Source organism: Rapidithrix thailandica, from assembly GCF_039710355.1.
Lineage (GTDB): Bacteria > Bacteroidota > Bacteroidia > Cytophagales > Flammeovirgaceae > Rapidithrix > Rapidithrix thailandica.
In genome coordinates, this window is sequence record NZ_JBDKWZ010000017.1 from 75,622 (window position 1) to 96,858 (window position 21,237).

19 protein-coding genes and 1 tRNA gene are annotated in these 21,237 nt (G+C 40.7%); 15 read left to right on the forward strand and 5 right to left on the reverse strand.

Translation table 11 applies throughout. From position 1 onward, the window contains the following. Positions 1 to 8 precede the first annotated feature (8 nt). Entirely contained in the window at positions 9 to 2,747 is a 2,739-nt protein-coding gene (locus AAG747_RS23250) for a SpoIIE family protein phosphatase (protein ID WP_346823639.1), read from the forward strand. A 252-nt stretch (positions 2,748 to 2,999) separates the two neighbouring features. Here AAG747_RS23250 and AAG747_RS23255 read toward each other — a convergent pair whose 3' ends face one another. Then, a complete protein-coding gene (locus AAG747_RS23255) occupies positions 3,000 to 3,209 on the reverse strand; it encodes an alkylphosphonate utilization protein (RefSeq protein WP_346823640.1) in 210 nt (69 codons plus the stop codon). Positions 3,210 to 3,650: 441 nt separating this feature from the next. On the opposite strand from AAG747_RS23255, the gene AAG747_RS23260 reads away from it, so the two are divergent. From AAG747_RS23260 to AAG747_RS23280, 5 genes are all read left to right on the forward strand, one after another. Further along, positions 3,651 to 4,580, forward strand: coding sequence for a helix-turn-helix domain-containing protein (locus tag AAG747_RS23260; RefSeq protein WP_346823641.1), 930 nt, complete (start codon positions 3,651 to 3,653; stop codon positions 4,578 to 4,580). A gap of 98 nt (positions 4,581 to 4,678) precedes the next feature. After that, entirely contained in the window at positions 4,679 to 5,839 is a 1,161-nt protein-coding gene (locus AAG747_RS23265; protein WP_346823642.1) for an alkene reductase, read from the forward strand. Positions 5,840 to 6,182: 343 nt separating this feature from the next. Beyond that, a complete protein-coding gene (locus AAG747_RS23270) occupies positions 6,183 to 7,352 on the forward strand; it encodes an alkene reductase (RefSeq protein ID WP_346823643.1) in 1,170 nt (389 codons plus the stop codon). A 28-nt stretch (positions 7,353 to 7,380) separates the two neighbouring features. Next, positions 7,381 to 8,283 carry an NAD-dependent epimerase/dehydratase family protein gene (locus AAG747_RS23275; protein WP_346823644.1) on the forward strand — a complete coding sequence of 301 codons (903 nt, stop codon included), beginning with the start codon at positions 7,381 to 7,383 and terminating at the stop codon, positions 8,281 to 8,283. A gap of 44 nt (positions 8,284 to 8,327) precedes the next feature. Then, positions 8,328 to 9,677, forward strand: a complete 1,350-nt coding sequence (locus tag AAG747_RS23280; RefSeq protein ID WP_346823645.1) for a serine hydrolase domain-containing protein — start codon at positions 8,328 to 8,330, stop codon at positions 9,675 to 9,677. A 189-nt stretch (positions 9,678 to 9,866) separates the two neighbouring features. Here the strand turns inward: AAG747_RS23280 and AAG747_RS23285 are convergent, their stop codons facing one another. Together AAG747_RS23285 and AAG747_RS23290 are read right to left on the reverse strand one after the other, a co-directional pair. Further along, positions 9,867 to 11,018 carry a hypothetical protein gene (locus AAG747_RS23285; RefSeq protein ID WP_346823646.1) on the reverse strand — a complete coding sequence of 384 codons (1,152 nt, stop codon included), beginning with the start codon at positions 11,016 to 11,018 and terminating at the stop codon, positions 9,867 to 9,869. Positions 11,019 to 11,250: 232 nt separating this feature from the next. Then, positions 11,251 to 12,249, reverse strand: a complete 999-nt coding sequence (locus tag AAG747_RS23290) for a GlxA family transcriptional regulator (RefSeq protein WP_346823647.1) — start codon at positions 12,247 to 12,249, stop codon at positions 11,251 to 11,253. 163 nt (positions 12,250 to 12,412) lie between these two features. Here AAG747_RS23290 and AAG747_RS23295 point away from each other — a divergent pair, with 163 nt between their 5' ends. Further along, positions 12,413 to 12,781: a VOC family protein gene (locus AAG747_RS23295; protein WP_346823648.1), complete on the forward strand. Its 369-nt coding sequence runs from the start codon at positions 12,413 to 12,415 to the stop codon at positions 12,779 to 12,781. 73 nt (positions 12,782 to 12,854) lie between these two features. On the opposite strand, the gene AAG747_RS23300 is transcribed toward AAG747_RS23295, so the two are convergent. Then, positions 12,855 to 13,649 carry a DUF4382 domain-containing protein gene (locus AAG747_RS23300; RefSeq protein WP_346823649.1) on the reverse strand — a complete coding sequence of 265 codons (795 nt, stop codon included), beginning with the start codon at positions 13,647 to 13,649 and terminating at the stop codon, positions 12,855 to 12,857. Positions 13,650 to 14,210: 561 nt separating this feature from the next. Here AAG747_RS23300 and AAG747_RS23305 point away from each other — a divergent pair. After that, positions 14,211 to 15,011 carry a hypothetical protein gene (locus tag AAG747_RS23305; RefSeq protein ID WP_346823650.1) on the forward strand — a complete coding sequence of 267 codons (801 nt, stop codon included), beginning with the start codon at positions 14,211 to 14,213 and terminating at the stop codon, positions 15,009 to 15,011. An 82-nt stretch (positions 15,012 to 15,093) separates the two neighbouring features. On the opposite strand, the gene AAG747_RS23310 is transcribed toward AAG747_RS23305, so the two are convergent. Then, the gene (locus tag AAG747_RS23310) at positions 15,094 to 15,939 is read right to left on the reverse strand and encodes a DUF3108 domain-containing protein (RefSeq protein ID WP_346823651.1); all 846 of its coding nucleotides are present in this window, start codon (positions 15,937 to 15,939) and stop codon (positions 15,094 to 15,096) included. Between the two features lie 593 nt (positions 15,940 to 16,532). Between AAG747_RS23310 and AAG747_RS23315 the strand changes: the two genes are divergently transcribed. The 7 genes from AAG747_RS23315 (at position 16,533) to AAG747_RS23345 (ending at position 21,193) form a co-directional block, all read left to right on the forward strand. Beyond that, the gene (locus tag AAG747_RS23315; protein WP_346823652.1) at positions 16,533 to 17,300 is read left to right on the forward strand and encodes a TatD family hydrolase; all 768 of its coding nucleotides are present in this window, start codon (positions 16,533 to 16,535) and stop codon (positions 17,298 to 17,300) included. Positions 17,301 to 17,473: 173 nt separating this feature from the next. Further along, positions 17,474 to 18,547, forward strand: coding sequence for an asparaginase (locus tag AAG747_RS23320; RefSeq protein WP_346823653.1), 1,074 nt, complete (start codon positions 17,474 to 17,476; stop codon positions 18,545 to 18,547). Positions 18,548 to 18,756: 209 nt separating this feature from the next. Next, positions 18,757 to 18,846: transfer RNA gene (locus tag AAG747_RS23325), tRNA-Ser, on the forward strand. Between the two features lie 83 nt (positions 18,847 to 18,929). Continuing rightward, on the forward strand, positions 18,930 to 19,775 hold the full coding sequence (locus AAG747_RS23330) for a MotA/TolQ/ExbB proton channel family protein (RefSeq protein WP_346823654.1): 846 nt from the start codon (positions 18,930 to 18,932) through the stop codon (positions 19,773 to 19,775). A 19-nt stretch (positions 19,776 to 19,794) separates the two neighbouring features. Next, on the forward strand, positions 19,795 to 20,130 hold the full coding sequence (locus tag AAG747_RS23335) for a hypothetical protein (protein ID WP_346823655.1): 336 nt from the start codon (positions 19,795 to 19,797) through the stop codon (positions 20,128 to 20,130). Between the two features lie 5 nt (positions 20,131 to 20,135). Continuing rightward, positions 20,136 to 20,687: an ExbD/TolR family protein gene (locus AAG747_RS23340; protein ID WP_346823656.1), complete on the forward strand. Its 552-nt coding sequence runs from the start codon at positions 20,136 to 20,138 to the stop codon at positions 20,685 to 20,687. A gap of 47 nt (positions 20,688 to 20,734) precedes the next feature. After that, positions 20,735 to 21,193: an ExbD/TolR family protein gene (locus tag AAG747_RS23345; protein ID WP_346823657.1), complete on the forward strand. Its 459-nt coding sequence runs from the start codon at positions 20,735 to 20,737 to the stop codon at positions 21,191 to 21,193. Positions 21,194 to 21,237: the final 44 nt, after the last annotated feature.

Consider the following 21,237-nt stretch of genomic DNA (forward strand, 5'->3'; position numbering starts at 1 on the left):
AATCACTTATGAATAAATATAATTGCTTTTGCATTGTATGGGTTTGGCTGTTTTCAGGGGTGTTTTTTCACATAAAGGTATATGGACAAACTGTACAAAAAGGTGAAGCAAAATCTCTGGACGAACTTATTACCAGTGGCGAATTTTTTTTGAATAATGAAAAGTATATAGATGCCTTTACACAGGGAATATCGATTGTAGAAGTTGCTAAAGAGAGTCAAAATCTGCCTGCTCAAGGGAGAGGCCTGTTAATGACAGGAAAGGCTGCGTACAGATTAAAAGATTACCCTACGTCTCTGAATTATTTATTGAAAGCTCAAGCTGTCTATGAGCAACTGAATGATACGGAAAACAGTGCCAATGCACATCAAATGTTAGGTAATATGTATCTGGACTGGGGAGCTTTTGAAAAATCTCAGGAACATTTGACAGAGGCCTTGGCTTTGCATAAAGCCAACCGGGACACTTTGAAACAGGTGACGTCTCTGCAAAATTTGGGGCAAGCATATGTAAAAACTCAAAATTATTCCAAAGCCAATGGAGTGTTTCAGGATTTGCTGACTCTTCAAAAAACGATTGGCGATAAAAAAGGAGTGGTGCAATCGCTGAAAAACCTGGCTTCTTTATCCGCCTTGGATAATAACTATGAAGGCGTCATTTTCTATAATGAAAAAATTCTGGAGGAGAATGAAGATGTACAAGATCCGGTGATTGCCGTCAATACACATAACAACTTGGGGTTGTTTTATCTGAAAGAAGAGAATAAGGCGGAATCCATCAAGCACTTTCAAGAAGCTCTTCGTCTGTTTAGTACCCATGAAGGTACACTGGGGTTAACCGAAGACCGGCAAGCTACCTTGTTGATCAATATGGCAGTGGCCAAATCCCATTTGTTTGACTTTAAAGGAGCTCATGAATACTTTGAAAAAGCCTTGGAGTTAAGAGAACTTCAAGAGCATGAACAAGGGCTTGCAGAAGTACATAACTTTATGGCGGCTAATTTTTTGGTAAGCAATGATTTGAAAGCTGCGTACCGCAATGGTATCAAGGCGGTGGATTATGCTTTGGCAGCCCCTGCAAAGAAAGATTTGGCAGATGCTTATCATATTTTGTCTGAAGTATTGGCCCGGGAAGAGGATTATGAGCAATCGCAGTATTATTATAAAAAGCACCAACAAGTAGAGGAAGAGCTACAGAAGGCCCGGCAACTCCGGCAAAAAGAACTGGAGCGAAATCAAAGAGAAGCGGAAAAAAAGGAAAATGAACTGAAGTTACTGATTGCGGAACAAGAGAAGCAAGCAATGGCCATGAGGCAATTGCAACTGGAAGGCAAACAAAAAGAACAAGAACTGGAGTTGTTAAAACAACAGAAGGAATTACAAGAATCGAGAATTAAAGCCGAACAACTGGAACGGGAGCGGGTAGCCCAAGCCTTGGCAATAGCCCGGCAGCGCCTGGAAGCCGAAAAGAGAAATAAAGAGATTGTCGAATTGCAACGTGAGAAGCAATTGCAGGAGTTGCAGTTGCGACAAACGGAGTTAGAAGAAGCGCAAAAAGCCAAAGCCATAGAATTGCTTACGGCCGATAAAAAACTCAAGGAGCAAAAACTGAAAGAAGAAGAGACACAGCGGAAGTATATGTATGGTATAGCTGGGATATTGGGCTTGGGGTTGACCATCATTGTCATTGGCTTGTTGCAAAAACAGAAAGCCAATAAGAAATTGAAGTTTCAACAAGAGCTGATTCAGGAAAAAAACAAAGAGCTGGTGGCCAATGAAGAAGAGTTGAAACATAATATGGAGGAGTTGGAAGCAACTCAGGAAGAAATGGCCTTGAAACAAAAGCAACTTGAAAAGGCAAATGTAATTCTGGAAAAAAATGAGAGCAAACTAAAAGACTCTTTGGAAAAGTTGCAGGAAAGTGAAAGTAAGATCAAAGCGCAAAACGAAGTGCTGGAAGGAACTTTGGGAGAATTGGAGGCTCAAAACCAACGGATTACACATAGTTTGAAATATGCGGAAAGAATGCAGGAGGCCATTCTGCCCACTGCATTTCAAATCAATGAAATCTTTGACGAGCATTTTGTGATATTCCGGCCAAAGGACATTGTTTCCGGGGACTTCTATTGGTTGAGTCAGGTAGAGAAAAAAGTATTTGTGGCAGTTGTGGACTGTACCGGGCACGGAGTACCCGGAGCGTTTATGTCAATGATTGGTAATACCATTCTCAATCAAGTGATCAAAGAAGAAAATATTCATTCTCCGGAAAAAATACTGGAAGCCTTGCACCTCCGTGTGGTCGATGCCTTAAAGCAAAAAGACAGTCAAAATATGGATGGGATGGACATCGGGTTATGCTGTATTGAAAAGCTGGAGAATGAAAAATTTAGTCTGAAATTTAGCGGAGCAAAATGCCCTTTGTTTTTATGCCATAAGGGGGAAATTCTCAAAGTTTCCAGCGACCGGAAGTCCATTGGAGGTAGGCAAAACAAAAAAGTTTTGACATTCAATTGCGAACATTTGTTGTTGGAAAAGGGTGACATACTTTATTTAACCACTGACGGTATCATTGATACGGGGAATCAGCAAAGGGAACGGTTTGGGACTAAACGCTTGTTGAACTTGCTGAACGAATGTAACGATCGCCCTTTATCAGAACAAAAAGTGACCTTCCTGGAGGCAATAGACCGGCATCAGGGTAATGCAGATCAGAGGGATGACGTAACCTTGTTTAGCTTGAAAGTATAAAAGCCAAGAGGCTGTTCGAAAAGTCTAAAAAAACATAAAATGCCAAGTAGGTTCTAAGTCACAAAGAGCTCCAAATAGTGGGAACTCATATCCTGCCGGGCATTTTGGGAGTATCTCATCAACGGTATAAGCCTCCGTGCTTTTGTTTCTATATATCGACTTTTTAGACAGCCTCTTGGTAAAATGAAATTTAGCTTTGGGCCTAGCCCCCGTTCATGGGTTTTTTCTTGTTCTTTACAATGAAGTGGTGGGTCATGCCTTTTTCAAAAAGCAAGTTTTAAGCACAATTGTGCCTTTTCCTATACGGCATTCCACTTCTTCGGAACTGGAAGTAAGGCGGATATTTTTGATGGTGGTCCCTCGCTTCAAGTTCATTGAGGAGCCCTTCACTTTTAAATCTTTAATTACCCTTACTGAATCGCCATCGTTCAACAAAGTACCATTACTATCTTTTACTTCCATGATGATTGTGTTTTGAATTGATAAATTTTAGTTAAGAAGCCGGATATTTCTCTTTGAGTACTCGAAAGGGAGAAATACTTACCTCTGGAAAATGCCCGCAAAGCTACTGGTATTCGGGAGGAATTAGCTATTGACTTTTTCGATTTTTTTTATAGCAACAGGTCTTAGAAATAGAGTCTTGTTGAATTGTGATTATTTGAATTTTAAATAGGAATTTTTGTATATTTAAGAAGGAGCCTGAAAGAATTCTTGATTTTTTTCTACTAAATGATTGGTAATGAGGTCAGTCTTTTAGAAGAATTTTGCCGAACTTACTTTGGGTAAATAGGCTTATTTGTAATAGCAGTACAGGCATGATGTGAACAGAAAGGGATAAATGAACGCATATTGACATTTGTTAAGAACAAATGCAAAGAACCCACAACCTCTTTAGATTGGACTATGAACAAAATTAAAAACAAACCGATTCCCATTTATAAAACTCATAAACATTATATACAAGAGCAGAACGCTCCGCAAGCCTCTGTTGAAACTTCTGCTACCGCTTTACAGCATTTTGAAATCCACCCCCGGCAAGCGTGCAATTCCAAAGTGAATATTCACCGGATTGATTTTTATATGATCTTTATTGTGACCCGGGGAGAAGGAATCCACACCTTTGGCCTGAAAGAGCATTATATCAAAGAAAATATGTTGGGATTTATCGGGCCAAACATGTTTTCGTCCTGGGAATCGGTGGGAGATGAACAAGAGGGGTATTTTTGTACGTTTTCCGAAGACTTTTTTAATATCGGAAGAGAGAATAAGCACTTTCTGAACGAATTACCTTTTTTTCAATTAGATGGAGATGCAGTATTGCACCTTACCGATGAGCAAATGCGCTACTATCTGTCTCTCTTCGAATTAATGCATTGGGAATATTCCAATAAAAATGCCTATTCCGATGATGTGTTGCGGAGTCAGTTGCAACTGCTTTTACACAAAGCATATGCTCAGTACCGTGTGGAAGAGTGCCGTTGTGACAAGCCCAACCTCCCAAGTATCAGACTTTTAAAAGCTTTTACGGCTTTGTATCAGAAGGATTTGAAAGTGATTCACGAAGGAAGAACGGTGGCGCTCAAAAAAATGTCGGAGTATGCCAGAGAACTGGGTGTTTCTCAAAATCATCTGAATGATACGGTAAAAGCGGTTACGGGTAAATCGGCCGGGCAGCTTATTAAAAGCCAGTTAATTAAACAAGCTACCGTATGTCTGAAAGCTTCCACAAAAAGTGTAAGCGAAATTGCCTATTTATTGGGTTATGATGACCCTTCTTATTTTGCCCGGTACTATAAAAGTCAAACAGGGCAATCACCATCGGATTTAAGGTAACATACAATCCAACTTGACTTTACTATCTCATGATTAGCAATGAAGTCAATTCCCCGGTATTACAACTAAATCATTTATAAATTAAAAATTGACAAACAATGGAATCAGTTAATCCGAATACAGAGAATGCCTCTGCTCAAGAGGATATCTTATTTACAGAATACCAAATAGGGCCTTTTACCACCGGAAACAGAATTGTAATGCCTCCCATGTCGCGAACGAGATCGGGGAAAGGCAGTGTGGCAACGGATATGATGGCCGAATATTATCGTCAAAGGGCCTCTGCCGGTTTGATTATTACAGAAGCTACACAAATTAGCCAACAAGGACAGGGCTATGCCTGGACTCCCGGAATTTACACACCTGAACAAGTGGAAAGTTGGAAGAAAGTAACTCAAGCGGTGCATCAGGAAGGAGGGGTAATTTTTGCTCAATTATGGCATACCGGCCGGGTTTCACATAATTCCCTGCAACCTAACAACCAATCTCCGGTTTCTTGTACAGCCAAACTAGCCGAAGGGGTGACGGTATTTATTGATCCGGAAGGCAAAGGACCGGAAGGTGGTGTAGGAGGGATGGTTCAACATTCCGAACCCAGGGCATTAAGCATCCCGGAGATTCAGGAAGTTATCCGCGATTATGCTACGGCTGCCAAAAATGCCATCGCAGCAGGATTTGACGGGGTAGAACTACATGGAGCAAATGGTTATTTGATTAATCAATTTTTGGTTTCTCAAGTCAATGACCGGACGGATGCATACGGAGGTACTCTGGAAAACCGCCTGCGCTTTATGAAAGAAGCAACCCAGGCAGTGGCAGAGGCCATTGGTAAAGAAAAGGTGGGGGTTCGCTTGTCTCCATTGATTACTCTGCGCGGCACAATTGATGATAAGCCCGAAGAAACCTATTTGGCGGCTGTCAAAGCCTTGAACGATATGGGTATTGAGTTTATCCATATTGCCGAGGCGGAGTGGGAAGATGCTCCGATCATGGATGTAGCGTTAAAGCAAGCTTTCCGGAAGGCTTTTTCGGGAACCATGATTTACTCAGGAAAATACACCAAAGAACGGGCGGACGAAGCACTTCAACAAGGCTGGGCCGATATGATCGGTTTTGGCCGTCCGTTTATTGCTAATCCGGATTTGCCTTCTCGCCTCAAACATGGACATCCGTTAACAGAAGGCAATCCTGCGACTTACTTTGGAGGTGGTGCCGAAGGGTTTATCGATTACCCGGCTTTTGAAGAAGCCACGGTTTAATCAAGAAAAAATTACCTCGCCATTAAAGAACCCAGTGACGGTTTATGTAATCATTCTTGCCTTCCTGCGGTTTGGCAAATGATGAAAACATATACTTCTCTGGAGGAAGAAGTATACTTTGCTGTTAAATATTTTTATACATCAGAGCATGTTTAAGTTATTTCAAAAAACTTAAGCATGCTCTATATCTTTATAGACTTTGAGTCTCCCTGTTAGTTATAATAATTTCTGTGACCTGTAGAAAGTACTGGTCTAACCGTAAATTCTCCTAACATCAGGGCTAATATGCCTGCTAATTTTGTCCCGTTAAATTGATTTTCTTTCAAATAAAAGCCGGATAAAAATGGAGAATATACAGTTGGGAAATAAGCATAATCCCGCCACAATCAATACCTTATTTACAAGACATCAAGTAGGTCCTTATGTCATAAAGAACCGGATCGTGATGCCTCCTATGACCCGTTCGAGAGCAGGAGAAGGGAATGTCGCCACCGGCTTGATGGCTGAGTACTATCGACAGCGCGCTTCTGCCGGCTTGATTGTATCGGAGGGAACACAAGTCAGTCAACAAGGGCAGGGCTACGCCTGGACGCCGGGTATTTATTCACCTGCGCAAGTGAAAGGTTGGCAAAAAGTGACCCGGGCAGTACATCAAGCCGGAGGGATCATTTTCGCCCAGTTGTGGCATGTGGGCCGGGTTTCTCATACCTCTTTACAACCAAACGGACAGGCACCTGTATCTGCTTCGGCACTCTTGGCCAAGGGAGTGAAAGTTTTTATCGATCCGGAGGGGAAAGGACCGGAAGCAGGAGTTGGGGAGATGGTACAGCACTCTTTGCCGAGAGCTTTGAGTATACCGGAAATTAAAGAGATCGTTCATGATTTTGCAAGGGCTACTAAAAATGCCGTCAAATCGGGATTTGATGGAGTTGAATTACACGGGGCAAATGGTTATCTTATTAATCAATTTCTGGATTCGCAGGCCAACCACAGAACGGATGTATATGGAGGGACTTTGGAAAACCGGCTACGCTTCTTAAAAGAAGTAACCCAGGCGGTGATAGAGGTGATCGGCAATGAAAAAGTGGGAGTAAGGCTGGCTCCTTTAACCACCCTTCAGGGAGCAGTGGACGATCGTCCTGAAGAAACGTATTTGGCTGTGGCTGAGCTTCTGAATGACTTGGAGATTGCCTATATCCATATTGCCGAAGCCGATTGGGAAGATGCGCCTTTGATGAAAACATCTTTTAAGAGGGCTTTACGAAAGGCCTTTTCCGGTACGATGATCTATTCCGGAAAGTATACCAAAGAGAAAGCTGTAAGCGCTTTGCAAGAAGGCTGGGTTGATATGATTGGTTTTGGCAGACCCTTTATTGCCAATCCGGATTTGCCTTACCGGCTTAAACATGATTTGCCTTTATCCGAAGGAGATAGAACGACATATTTTGGAGGAGGGGCCAAGGGGTATGTCGATTATCCTTCGGTTCAGGTGGAAAACATTCCAAACGCATAATATTTTTTCATCTAAAATTGTATTCATCATGTCTATCAAAAGTGTATTTATTACAGGTGTTACAGGCTACATTGGAGGTTCGATTGCACAGGTCTTATTACAAAAGGACTATAAAGTGTATGGACTGGTACGCAGTGAAAAAGCCATTTCGCAATTAAAAGATCAGGGAATTGAACCGGTTTTGGGTGCCATAGAGGCGGTGAAAGTAATTCAGGAATACGCCTCGAAAGCCGATGCGGTCATTAATGCGGCCAACTCTGATAATCCTTATATCGTGGAAACGGTATTGAATACCTTGGAAGGAACCGGGAAAACCTTCATTCATACTTCTGGTTCCAGTATTGTCGGAGATAAAGCCAATGGAGAGAAAGGTGAATTCATCTTCACGGAAGATGTACCGGTAGAACCCTTGTTGGAAAAAGGTGGGCGAGTGTTGATAAATGAGCGGATTTTAGCCGCAGCAAAACGAAATATCAGAAGTATAGTATTGGTACCTACTATGATCTACGGACAAGGGCTTGGCTTGAAAAAGGAGAGTATACAAGTGCCCATGTTGATGGATTATGCCCGGCAAAAAGGAGCTGGAGTATATATTGGTCGAGGTGAAAATATATGGTCAAACGTACATATTGCCGATTTGGCCGAGCTATATCGATTGGCGCTTGAAAAAGCCGTTCCGGGATCGTATTTCTATGTGGAAAACGGGGAGAATTCTCTGGGAGAAATTGCTAAAGAGATAAGTGAAACCCTCGGTTTTCAAGGGAAAACGCTCTCAATCGATATGGATGAAGCTATACAACAATGGGGAGCGGAAGCAGCGCATTTTGCCTTAGCTTCCAACAGCCGGGTGGATGCGACCAAAGCCAAAACTGTTTTAGGTTGGCAACCTAAGCAACATACCTTGTTAGAAGACATTGCTTCTTCCAAATAATAGAGTCAAGAGAAAACCTAATATCCTTACGGAAACTAATAACCATGAAAAACTATAAATTAAAACTTCAAATATTGATTTCGCTCTTTGTATGGAGCGTGTTAAATGCAGTACTTTTTGGAAGCTCTGCATATGGACAAACCAAAGCAATAAAAACGCCCTTGAAAATTGAAAGAGACCTGGCGGTTCACGGGATGAGTCAGGAGCGCTTGAGCAAAATTGAAGGGTTTATCACGGAACATATCAAGGCAAATCATATACCCGGAGCCACGGCTTTGATTCTCCGGAAAGGGCAAGTGGTGTTTCACAAGGCTTTTGGCTATGCCGATGTGGAAAAGCAACTACCGATGCGCACTGATAATATTTTCCGGATTGCCTCTCAGTCTAAAGCAATTACCAGTTTAGGAGTGATGCTGTTATGGGAAGAAGGAAAGTTTTTATTAGACGATCCGGTGTCAAAGTATATTCCGGCCTTTGGGAAACCTGCCGTGTTGGTATCCTATAATAAAGAGACGGCTTCGTATACTACAGAACCTGCTCACAGGGAAATTACCATTCGCGATTTGTTGCGGCACACTTCGGGTATCGCATATGCTGCCATTTTCAGTGACGAAACGATGCAGGCGATTTATGCCAAAGCGGGAGTGCCCAGTGGTATTGGTACAACGACTTCTACATTAAAGGAGAAAATGGAGTTGTTGGCAACCTTGCCCCTTCAACATCATCCCGGAGAGGCTTTTACGTATGGTTTGAATACGGATTTACTCGGGTATTTGATCGAAGTTTGGAGTGGACAGCCCCTGGATGTCTTTTTAAAAGCGCGAATTTTTACTCCTTTGGAAATGAGGGATACGCATTTTCATCTACCTAAAGAAAAGCATCACAGGCTGGTCAGCGTTTATGAGTCAAAAGGAGCGGAACTGATCAAGGTCAAGCACCCTATTTATGAAGGCGTTGACCCGGATTTTCCGAAATTGCAAGGAACGTATTTGTCCGGAGGAGCAGGGCTAAGCTCTACCGTAGAGGATTACGCTAAGTTTTTTTCACTCTTTTTGAATAAGGGGGGTTATAAAAATAAAAGATTGCTGAGTAGAAAAACCATTGAATTGATGTTAACCAATCAATTGGCAGAAGGAGTGGCTACATCGCCTAAGCCTGCACAGCCTCCTCATTTTCAGTTCGGATTGGGCTTCGCTTTGGAAACCACCCAAAACGATCATTTATTACCTTTCAGCCAAGGGTCTTTTGGTTGGGGAGGAGCCTTCAATACTCATGGCTGGGCTGACCCGGAAGAAAATTTGATCGGATTGCTTTTCACGCAAGAATATTTATCTCCGTATTGGCGTATTGGCGAAGAATTTAAAGTATTGACCTACCAGGCGATTGTGGATTAACCAAATCCATGTTGGTAGATGATGATAGTGGCTGTCTAAAAAGTTAATAGATAGCTACAAAGACACTAAGATTTACACAGAAATAAACTAATTATAAATCAAATATTTGTGACTTAGAGTCTTCGTAGTATTTTATGTTTTTTTACTTTTTAGACAGCTTCTTGGTGTTGAATGAAAGCTCCGGTGAGATTACCTTAAATCCAAATAGAAAGGTAAAGTGATATTTTCTTCCCAATCGGTTTTACCGTTTTTTAAAAGTTCGATTTCGCCACTGAAACAACCTTTTTGCGCAGGTTTGAAGCTTACTGTAATTTGCTTGGACTCACCTGCCGCCAGCGAAATATTATTTCCTCCGTTCGGTATCAGTGCATCTTCATGAGCCGTCTCTTTATACAGTTCCATTACATGCTTATGAAAACTAAACTCTACGGTTTCTGAAGCATTGTTTTGCAAATTGAATGTGGCTATCAAGTCCAAAGGATTGTGGTCCTGGCTCTGAAACGCCAATGTACTTCTATCAACGGATATATTACCGGTGCTTTCTTCAGTAATGATCATGTTAAAAAGACAAGGAGAACCTTCATACAGATCTGTGTGTTCTGGGTTTCCTTGCAATTGAGGGTACCATAACGTTTTCACCGTGTAGGATCCGGCCAAAGCCAATTCGGCTCTTGCCCTCGTTTGAATGTCCAACTGTTCATTGGGTAAAAGTCCTGTTTTCGGGAAATTAGCCATGGGCGTAGTGAAATTAAACCCTACCGGAATATGGGCGGTAGCTTTAATGTTGAGGAGGCTAAGAGGTTGGTTGCCTACGTTTTGAATACTGCCTCCGTTGACATAGTGCATTTCGCTTAATTCGATAAACTCACCAATCGACCCTTTTTCAAGAATTTTGAAAGGTTGTTTTACATCCACAAAAACTTGATAAGTTTTATTTTTATGTCCTTCATTTCCTTCTACTTCCAGAAACATCTGTTTAGGATAGGTATAGTCCAGTTCCAAGCCGGCAGTAGGATAACTCTCAAAGTCACTGCCTGGATTTTGACGATAACGGATATGCTTTCCGTTGAATGTCAATTGTGCGGTGAGTTTATCAAAACCGATGCCTGATGGGACAAAAATGAAAATCTGGTTGGTTTCTCCCTCATTGTTTTGAATGAGTTCGGCTTGTAGGTCTTCCTCTAGTTGGGGGTTGACTGATTTGGGAAACTGAAATGCAGTGATTTTCGAAGCTCCGGGGCCACCGTTTTCAGGGGTAGGATCAGGCGTTTCTTCATTGGATGAACAGGCATATCCCAATAAGGTAATGAAGAGCATGTATAGAAGTGTACGGTTTTTCATAGGGTTGAATGAAATTTGATTAGGTAAATAAATTGTGTGTGCAATTTCATAGAGATGAAAAGCATGCAAAACTACCACCCCTTTTCTGAAAAATAATAAAGTTTTTTATGTAAGGTGTGAGCTTTTAATAAAAGGCAAGAGCGCTATTATATCGGTTTTGACTTAAAAAACCGGAAAGGGGAAGGGTGTACTGGTGTACTGTAAAAAGTTATTAATCGATCAAGAAAAGGCTTTATTTAATTAAAACAAAGCGGCTGTTTTGCCTACGGTAATTTAACGGGGTAGTGCCTGTGTGTTTTTTAAATATTTTCCGGAAGGATGCCACATCTTCGTAGCCGATTTGTCCAATCAGTTGTTCGATGGTAGTCGTTTCCATCTCCAAAATTTGTTTGGCTTTTTCCACTTTTGTCCGTTGGATGTATTCTTTAGGGGTATTGCCTGTTACTTGTTTGAATTTCCGGATAAAGGTACGGGTACTCATGGCTACCTCATTTGCTAAGTCACTTACTGATAGTTTTTGATCGATTTGTTTTTCAATCAGGTGTTGTGCTTTCTGGATAGAAGGTAAATCCAGGGTTTTGTGAATGCCGAAAAGTGCATAGGTGACAGGCCGGTATGGGGAATCATTTGGATTTGCCAAGTAAGAGTTGGAGAGCTGTAGGGCTGTTTCTTTGCCACAGTATTTTTCAATAAGGTAAATTATCAAATGCACAAAAGCATAGGCCCCTCCGCAAGTATAAAGATCGTGATCTTCTACAAAAATTTTATCCTCTATCAACCGGACTTCCGGAAAGTGCATCCGGAATACATCGCTTTTCAAGCGGTGGGTAGTGGCCGATTTGCCAGTCAATAGGCCTGTTTGTGCCAACAGAAAAGCACCCAAACATACCGAGGCGATAGGCGTTCCCCTATGTTGTTGTGTATTCAGCCAGGCAATCCAGGAGGAGGGCTGGGCCATAAGTGCTGGCAGATTTTCGAGATCGGGAGCCGGCAGTACAATCAGGTCAATTTTTCCTATACTTTCTTTTGTGGTATGAGCAAGCAGGGTAATCCCTCCGGCTGCATGGATGGCGGTAGAATCCCAACCCAATAGTTGGATTTTTAAATACCGGTTGTTTGTTGCATTAGGAAATACCCTTTGGTGGAGATGGCTGGCATGCTTTAACATATCATAAATGCCGATGGCACTACTGGAAAGGACTCCGTCATATACAGGAATGACAATGTTCATAACATTAATGTTAGGACAGTAAAGATTAAGCCAGTTGTTTAATTTATAAAAATATTGGCATAAATTCCATTAAATTTGGCAAAAATACCGCGGATATCCTATAAAAAATTCCATTATCTTTAGCAATGTTAAAATATGTATCATTTTTATAAAGCGTACAATTATGAATTCAATCGGTTGGTTTGAGATTCCTGTACAGGATATGGACAGGGCGGTAAAGTTTTATGAAGCTGTATTTGGGCAGAAGTTACAGCTGAGTGAAATGGATAATTTCCAAATGGCTATGTTTCCTTGGGAAGAAGCCGGAGCCGGAGCTTCCGGTGCCTTAGTAAAAGGGGAAGGCTACATTCCCAGTCATCAAGGAACAGTGGTCTATTTTAATTGTGCCGAAGGTTTGCAGCAAGAGCTCGACCGGGTAGAACCCAATGGTGGGCAGGTACTAATTGCCAAGATGTCTATAGGTGAGTATGGATTTGTAGCACATTTCGAAGATACGGAAGGCAACCGGGTAGCTTTGCATTCTATGGAATAGAGCACAAACCCCACTTGGCACATTTAACCAAGTGGGGTTTGTTAAGTCCCTTTTATTGATTTGAAGTTTTTTGTTAATCTGCTTCCACAGATATTTCTCCTAAGTTGCTTACTTCGCCGGTTTTGACATGTACATCTTCAATGACTACTTCATCGTAGTCAAACAGGTTTTCAGGAATAATATTTACTTGGTAAGTTCCCGGTTTCACCCCTCTAAACAAGAAATTTCCCATAGCGTCAGGGTACGTCCCTAAGGTATCCGTACCTTGAATCGCCAATACTGTTGCATCTGCTTCCAAAGGAACAATCCAACCTTTAATACTTCCGCTGTTTGCTTCGGCAGTCGCACGGATGACAGGTTTCAAATTATACTTTCCTGAGTTACCTGCTTTTACCACAGAGCGTGCAGCGTCAAAGTCTAATATTAATGTGTAGGTGATCCCCTCTTTTAATTCCGCATCAATGTTTAATTTTAAACCGGATTGTTGGCCACTAGGCGTTTTCAGCGGAAGGATATCGTCACCGATTTTTAATGAGTTATTGTCTCCTACTACTAAGCGCAATTGATGTACGGTACCTACCGGAAGTATTACGTCAGCCAATAAGGTATCGGACCCGGCAGTGAAATCCAATAAGTTGTATACGCCAGTGTGTACACCATCCAAGTCCACCCAACCTTCTTCTCCATCAGTAGTATTGATTCTGATACCTTGAATATCCACGTTCACTTCATCGTAATCAGCAGGGGCATCTGTTAACTTTACTTGAAAACGGGCCGTACTGACTTCATCGTCATTGTTACAGGCTGTTAAGCTCAAAATCCCCAAAAGCATTACTGCTTGAAAGATTAATTTGATTCTTGTCTTCATAGTGGCTATTCACTTTTGTTGATACAATAATTGTAAGAATAATATTTAATCTTGTAATGTTACAAGCTATATGCCATTAGGCTTTCTTCTTGTAATCATGGAAATTTTATACTTCTCTGTAGAAGTATTGGTACAGGTTGTGGGAAATAGGGACAGCTTTCGTTTTTTTGAAAAGCCATTTTATGTGGTATTATGAAGTTTTTTTGGATACTCTATAGAATTACTAAGAGTGCTCAATATGAGTTAAGTACAATTTTTTGTTTTTTACATAAAGTTATTATACTTAGCTCTGGATATTGGGTTATTTAGTTGATAATCAGTGTTTTATATAGCCTTTTGAAGGCGGGTAAGGGGGGACTTATTGAGTTGTAAGAAAAAACTGGAAATTTGTTCAGGTTTTATGCCGTATAATTACTTAATTTTGCCCAGCAATTTCATCATTACAACTATCTTCAATCATACACTAACTAGGGATGCTTTTTGTGTTCCCTATTTTTTTGAGAAGCATTTTTTTTAATTCAAGTATAAATTTTCAACCACCTTAAAATCAGTTTATTTATTATGAAAAAACTAACCCTGTATTTTTTTGCCTTGTTATTCGCAGGTTTTTTTGCCTCTTGTAGTGATGACGATGATGATGTGCTTCCTCAAGATAAAGTAAAAATTACTGCTCAAGGATTTGATGCGAAAGAAACCATCACTCTGAAAGAAGGAGAAGTAATCAAAAGAGAATTTAGAATTGTTTCTGAAGAGAAATTAAGCGCTTTGTTAATTACCTCAAATGGTGGTGTGAGTGAAGATTTGGCAAAAGATGGCGATGCGAAAGGTAAAAAAGATTTCACCTTTGATTTGGCTGCTGTAGGAAAATTTGCTTCTATCAAAGAAGGAGAATATGTATACACAATCAAGGCTACTGACAAAGATGAAAATACCCAAACACTAACTGTGAATGTGGTAGTATCGAATGATCCTGAAACAACGTTGTTAGATGCTGCTAAAGCTTTTGAATTCAAAAGAGAGGGCGGTAACGATGGTACGGGTTTAGAGGAATTCGGCCTTGCCTGGACTTCTAACACTACTACTCATGCCGTGATCAAGAAAGGGGCTGACAAATTTGTGAAATTTGATGATGCTGAAAAGTGGGAAAGCATTACTACAAAAGAAGCTTTGAAAGCTGCTGTAGATGCTGCTACAGGTATCACTGAATTTAAAGAAATAAAGTCTACTGAGAACGGTACTTACAATTTTGTAGTAGCGACTCAAAAAGGCGATACTTATTACATCTTGCACATCACTAAGGGTGAAGTAACTTCATCCGGAGCCGGTACTACCATTACTATCACAGGTCAGTACAAAATGTAAGCATCCGTTTTAAGTTCTTCATAAAAACAAAAGAGGCTTGGTGGAACACCAAGCCTCTTTTGTTTACTATGGAAAAAAGGTTTCACTTTTTCTTTTTCGAGCGTTTGATATCGCTTTTTAGACCTTTGTATTGGACCAGGTCTACTTTTACTGCTCCTACAAACATTTTTGCTTCAATCTTTAAAGGGACCCGGTTCTCATCATTGGTGACCCAGAATTTAATCGAATGTTCTCCGTCAAATAAAGAGTTCTCTGGCATCACAGGAGACATGACGTAACAGTCGATCTTACCGAAATTAGAGCGTACTTGGTCTTTGCCTAAATACTTTACCTTAAAGTCATAAACCTTGTCTTCAAAAAACGCAGGCATAGAGATATGATCTCCTTCACGCAAGCGGTCAAACTCAATGGTTCGCAAGTAATAATAGCCGCTGATGATGTCTTGGGCATATCTGGGAATTGTGAAGGATTCCAAGGAATACTTACCATTTTTTGTTTGCTCCACTTTTGCCGTTTGCTTTTTATGGTCAAACCATGTCGTTTCCTTTAGCCGATAGGGAGAGCTGGCCACAGGGCCTTCGGTGATGTCCCGGTAAAACTTATGCGGCATGATGGAAGCTGTGTCGATGTAAGAGACCCAGGTATCTTTGATATTCATGACCATACCGAAAGTGCCGATGGATTTCCCTTCTACGGTTACTTTATAACATGGACGATTGTTAAGGGAATGAACAGCATTGTCTAAATGAATCACTGCTTTGCCGGCAGTAAAAAAACCGTAGGAGGCTTCATAAGTGAGCTCTTCTCCTTTGGAAAAATCACTGTTTTTCAAAGAGCGGAATTCTTCTTCGTCAAACAGCAACTGGGAAGACTGCCGGAAGGAAGTACATAAAAGAATTAGGCAAAAAAGCGTTGCAAGCCGGTTCATTGTCATTATGTTTTTATTGTTTTAAATAGTATTCAAAAACAAATCATTGAAATGGATAAGGTTAATTTGTATTACTGTCCTTAAAAGGAGAGCCAGAGGGAATTTTTCCACATATTTCAAATGCTTGTGCAATTCATTCCTATATATCATAACTGGAATCAGTCCTCCTTGGATATCTTGCAATTACAAAATTACGATTTCTGCGAATTTGTTTTTGAATATCCTGTGATTCTTTTATGAACCTTAGAGTATGTTTAAAATTCTTTTTTGGCGGTAAAAATTCTCAGTTTAGGGTTCTTAAAAATACTAAACTGAGGTTGATGAACTGAGTATTTTTGACCCAAAGGGTGAAATTTAAAGATGCTCTTAATGGAAAGGGAAATAGAGAGTTGTCTACTTGTTTCATTTTCTTTATTGAGCCGCCTGTATTTATATGACAGGTTAAATATATTTGCCTCCGATCTTAAATAAAAACAATCAGGGGAAGTTTTTTCAGAATCAATGGAATGCTTGGCTGAGCCTGATTTTTTTCCAGGGTTGGAAATTGAAGTGATAGACATAGTACATTTTTATACGTAACAGACATTCGACAAATGATAGATTCTCACGCACATATATATTCTTCCAAGTTCAGTAAGGACAGAGAGAGTGTTTTACAGCGGGCACGTGAAGCCGGAGTTACCCAAATACTCATGCCGAATATCGATAGTAGTTCTATCGTAGCCATGTTTGGAGTAGAAGATCAGCATCCTGACTTTTGTAAGTCAATGATGGGCTTGCATCCGTGCTCAGTCAAAGAAGATTTTGAAAAAGAATTGGAAATTGTAGAAATGTGGTTGTCAACGGACAAGCGCAATTTTGTGGCGGTAGGGGAGATGGGGCTGGACTTATATTGGGACAAAAGCTTTTACCCCCAACAAGCGGAGGCTTTTAAAATACAGGTTGCCTGGGCTAAAAAATATGCATTGCCTGTTGTGTTGCATGCACGGGATGCCATGAGCGAAACGATTGCCCTTTTAGAAGAGTTGAAAGATGAAAAACTGACCGGGGTTTTGCATTGCTTTACCGGCAGCCTGGAGGAAGCGCAACAATTAATTGAAATGGGGTTTTATTTGGGCATTGGCGGAGTGGCCACTTTCAAGAAAGGAGGTTTGGATAAAGTGCTTCCCCATATCCCATTGGAACAGTTATTATTGGAAACGGATTGTCCTTATTTAGCTCCGGTACCGTACCGCGGAAAGCGCAATGAGCCCGGTTATACACGCTTTGTCGCAGAAAAAGTAGCGGAATATCAACACTTGGATATACAAGAGGTGATTGCCCAGACAACAGCAAACACCAAGCAACTTTTTAAATTATAAAAGCGGACGTTTCTCATAAGGTTTGCAGGGAAGAGAGGGAGGCCGGCATCCATTTATGGAATCGGCCCGGCCTGAAAAACGAAGGAAATTAATTATTTGGGTAGTGGATAAAATTCGTGCGAAATTGTTTAATTTTCCGGCTTAATTGGAACAAATTTTACTAACAAAAGCCAATGACGCAATACTACAAAACCGTAAATATCAACACTGCATCTCCGGAAACTTCTGACACTTCTATTCTGATTATCTATACCGGGGGGACCATCGGTATGGATTATGATTATGAAACCGGAAGTTTAATTCCCTTCGATTTTGAGAAGATCATGGAGAAAGTTCCTGAGTTAAAGCGGTTTAACTTTGAACTGACGGTGCTTTCCTTTGAACATTTGATCGATTCTTCGGATATCAAAACCAGGCACTGGCTCAACCTGGCGAAAATTATTGAAGACTTTTATGATGAATACGATGGTTTTGTAATATTGCATGGGACGGATACCATGGCTTATAGTGCATCCGCTTTAAGTTTTTTGACTGAGAACCTGGGCAAACCCATAATTTTTACCGGAGCGCAATTGCCTATTGGAGCTTCCCGTACCGATGCCCGCGAAAATTTAATTTCCGCCTTGGAAATTGCATCGACTCAAGAAGAAGACGGTCGTCCACTCGTTCCGGAAGTCTGTATTTATTTTGATCATTACCTGTTGAGAGGCAATCGGTCGAAAAAAGTGCAAAGCATGAACTTTACGGCTTTTGAATCACACAACCTTCCTCCTTTGGCTGTAGCGGGAATCCATATAGATTTTAATCACGGACTTTTAAGGCCGGATCCCGAGGAACCTGTGCATATTTATAGAGAGCTCAACGAGAATGTAATTATTTTAAAATTATTTCCGGGCATTAACCAGGCATACCTCGAGTCCATTTTGAGCATTCCTAATTTAAAAGGGGTGGTGATGGAGACCTATGGCTCGGGAAATGCCCCGACAGCTCCTTGGTTTTTAAATTGTTTGAAAAGAGCGTTGGACAAAGGAATATACATTTATAACGTTTCCCAATGCAGTGGAGGGCACGTCTTACAAGGGCGCTATGCCACCAGTAAACACCTGAGTGACATAGGAGTAATCAGTGGCGGGGATATTACTTCAGAGGCAGCCATCACCAAAATGATGTTTGTGCTGGCCAATGAAAAAAGAGAAGAAAAAATCAGATGTTTGTTAACAAACTCGATTCGGGGGGAAATCAGTTGAGATTTTTTATATATATTCGCTCCTTAAGTAAAGCAAAGAAGTTGCTTATAGCTTGGAAAAGGGCAAATCTCTTACAACAAAATATTTAATTGTAAAATTTGCATAAAGCTATTTTTATTAATTTATTTGTGCGTTCGATAATTAAAAACTTCTCAAAGAATTGTCCTATCAACGCCAGCTGCGTGTTCTTTGAACAATGAAATACAAACGGAGAGGTGACCGAGTGGCTGAAGGTGCTCGCCTGGAAAGCGGGTGTACTCTTAATCTGGGTACCGAGGGTTCGAATCCCTCTCTCTCCGCTACAATTTTGAATTGAAAATTGAAGTTTGTTTAAACTGGTTAAGTACACAAATCAAACGTATTGAAATCTAAACATTTAATTATGAAACGATTACTTGCATCTCTGTTGTGTTTCTGTGCGCTGACTATTGGGGTGAACTTTAGCCTTATAGCACAAGACGAAAACAACCAAACTGAGGAGACTGCTTCTGAAGCTGTTGAATCAACACCTACTGAAACTCCTGTTTCTAACGCTAATACGACTGAGGTAACTCAAGATGACGTAGAGAGTGGAGGAGAAGAAAGCTTTCACCAAATCGTCAAAGACAAATTTATCGAAGGTGGACCTTTGTTTATGGGGGTCGTATTGATCTGTTTGATTTTAGGTTTGGCTGTGGCAATTGAAAGAATTATTACCCTAAATTTAGCTACCACTAACACTAATAAGTTATTAAACAATGTAGAGAAAGCTTTGGAAGAAGGTGGTGTGGAAACTGCTATTGAAGTAACTAAAGCTACTCGTGGACCTGTCGCTTCTATCTTTACTCAAGGTTTGATGCGTTACTCTGAAGGTATCGAAATGGTAGAGAAGTCTATCGTCTCTTACGGTTCCGTAGAAATGGGACGTTTGGAAAAAGGTCTTGTTTGGATCTCATTGTTTATCTCATTGGCTCCGATGTTGGGTTTCATGGGTACGGTAATTGGTATGATCGGTGCCTTTGACTCTATCGAAGCTGCGGGTGATATTTCTCCTTCATTGGTTGCCGGAGGTATTAAAGTTGCTCTTTTGACAACTGTAGCCGGTTTGATCGTTGCGGTTATCTTGCAGTTGTTTTACAACTACTGTGTCTCTAAAATTGACTCTTTAGTGAACAGAATGGAGGATGCTTCTATCTCTTTAGTAGATATTTTGGTGAAGTACAACCTTACGAAGAAATCTGTTGCTTAATTAAAAAAGAAATAGCTTTATGGATATAGAAAGTATAACTACCGGTACATTACTTCCTCTAGCTTATCTTCTTGTTGGTTTGGCCATCTTGGCAGCGATTGTAGGTTTTGTGTTGAATGCTGTAGCCAACCCTCAGAATTTAATGAAGAGCGTAGCGGGAGTCGTTCTATTGCTAGTACTGTTCGGACTCGGATACGGATTGGCAAGTAATGAAGTCACTGCAAAAGCCCTAGAGTTTCAGGTGAATGCCGATTCATCTAAGTTGATTGGTGGAATGTTGATTATGATGTATGAATTGCTGATTGTCGCTTTTGTAGGAATTATTTTTACAGAAATCGTTAAGCTCGTAAAATAATTATTATGGGACGAAAAAATAGAGAGGAAACAACCGTCAATGCCAGTTCAATGGCGGATATTGCATTCCTGCTCTTAATCTTTTTCTTGGTTACTACCACAATCGCCTCTGATAAGGGGATTGCGGTACTGCTCCCTCCTAAAAAAGAAGATCAGCAGGATGTGAAGATCAATCAGCGTAATATTTTTAAAGTGCTGGTTAACTCTTCCGACCGCCTTCTTGTAGAAGAAGAACCTACTGAGGTGGAAGAAATCAGGGAAAAAGTGAAAAAATTTGTAACGAATAACGGAAAGGATCCTAAGCTTTCTGAAAGCCCGGACAAGGCGGTCGTCTCCTTGAAAACGGATAGGGGAACCAGCTACGAAATGTATATCAGAGTATACGATGAGCTGAAAAGAGCCTATAACGAGCTGAGAGCGGCCCATGTGGGATTGACATTGGAGCAATTCAATGAATTAGATCCTAAGGACCCTGACCAGAATGAGTTACTAGAGCGAGCTAAAAAGGCATATAAGATTCAAATCTCTGATGCCGAACCTACTGACGTAGGTAACTAAACAAGCAGCTGGACGTTTTTTATCGAATTTGAAAAAAGTTAGAAATTATGTCTAAGTTCAAGAAAAAAACAAAAACCAGCCAGGAGATCCCTACTTCAGCTCTTCCGGATATTATCTTCATGTTGTTGTTCTTCTTTATGGTGACAACAGTGATGCGGGAAACGGATTTGTTGGTAGAACAGAGTTTGCCAGATGCTACTCAACTGCAAAAGCTCGAGAAAAAATCCCTGGTGAGTTACCTTTGGATTGGAAAACCGAAAGATATAAGTAAATACGGAGAAGCACCTAGAATTCAAGCGAATGACGTGCTGATTCAACCAAAGGAGATTCCTCAGTTTGTTTTGCAAGAGAAAGATAAGTTGGATGAGGTAGAAAGAGACAAAATTACCATTTCACTCAAAATTGACCGTGAAACCAAAATGGGAATTGTCTCAGATGTAAGACAAGAATTGAGAGAAGCAAATGCATTGAAAGTGAACTACTCAAGTGTGAAAGGACAACTGTAACACAGTAGCTTTCTTTAAAGAATAGTAAAAAGGTCTTTTGAGCA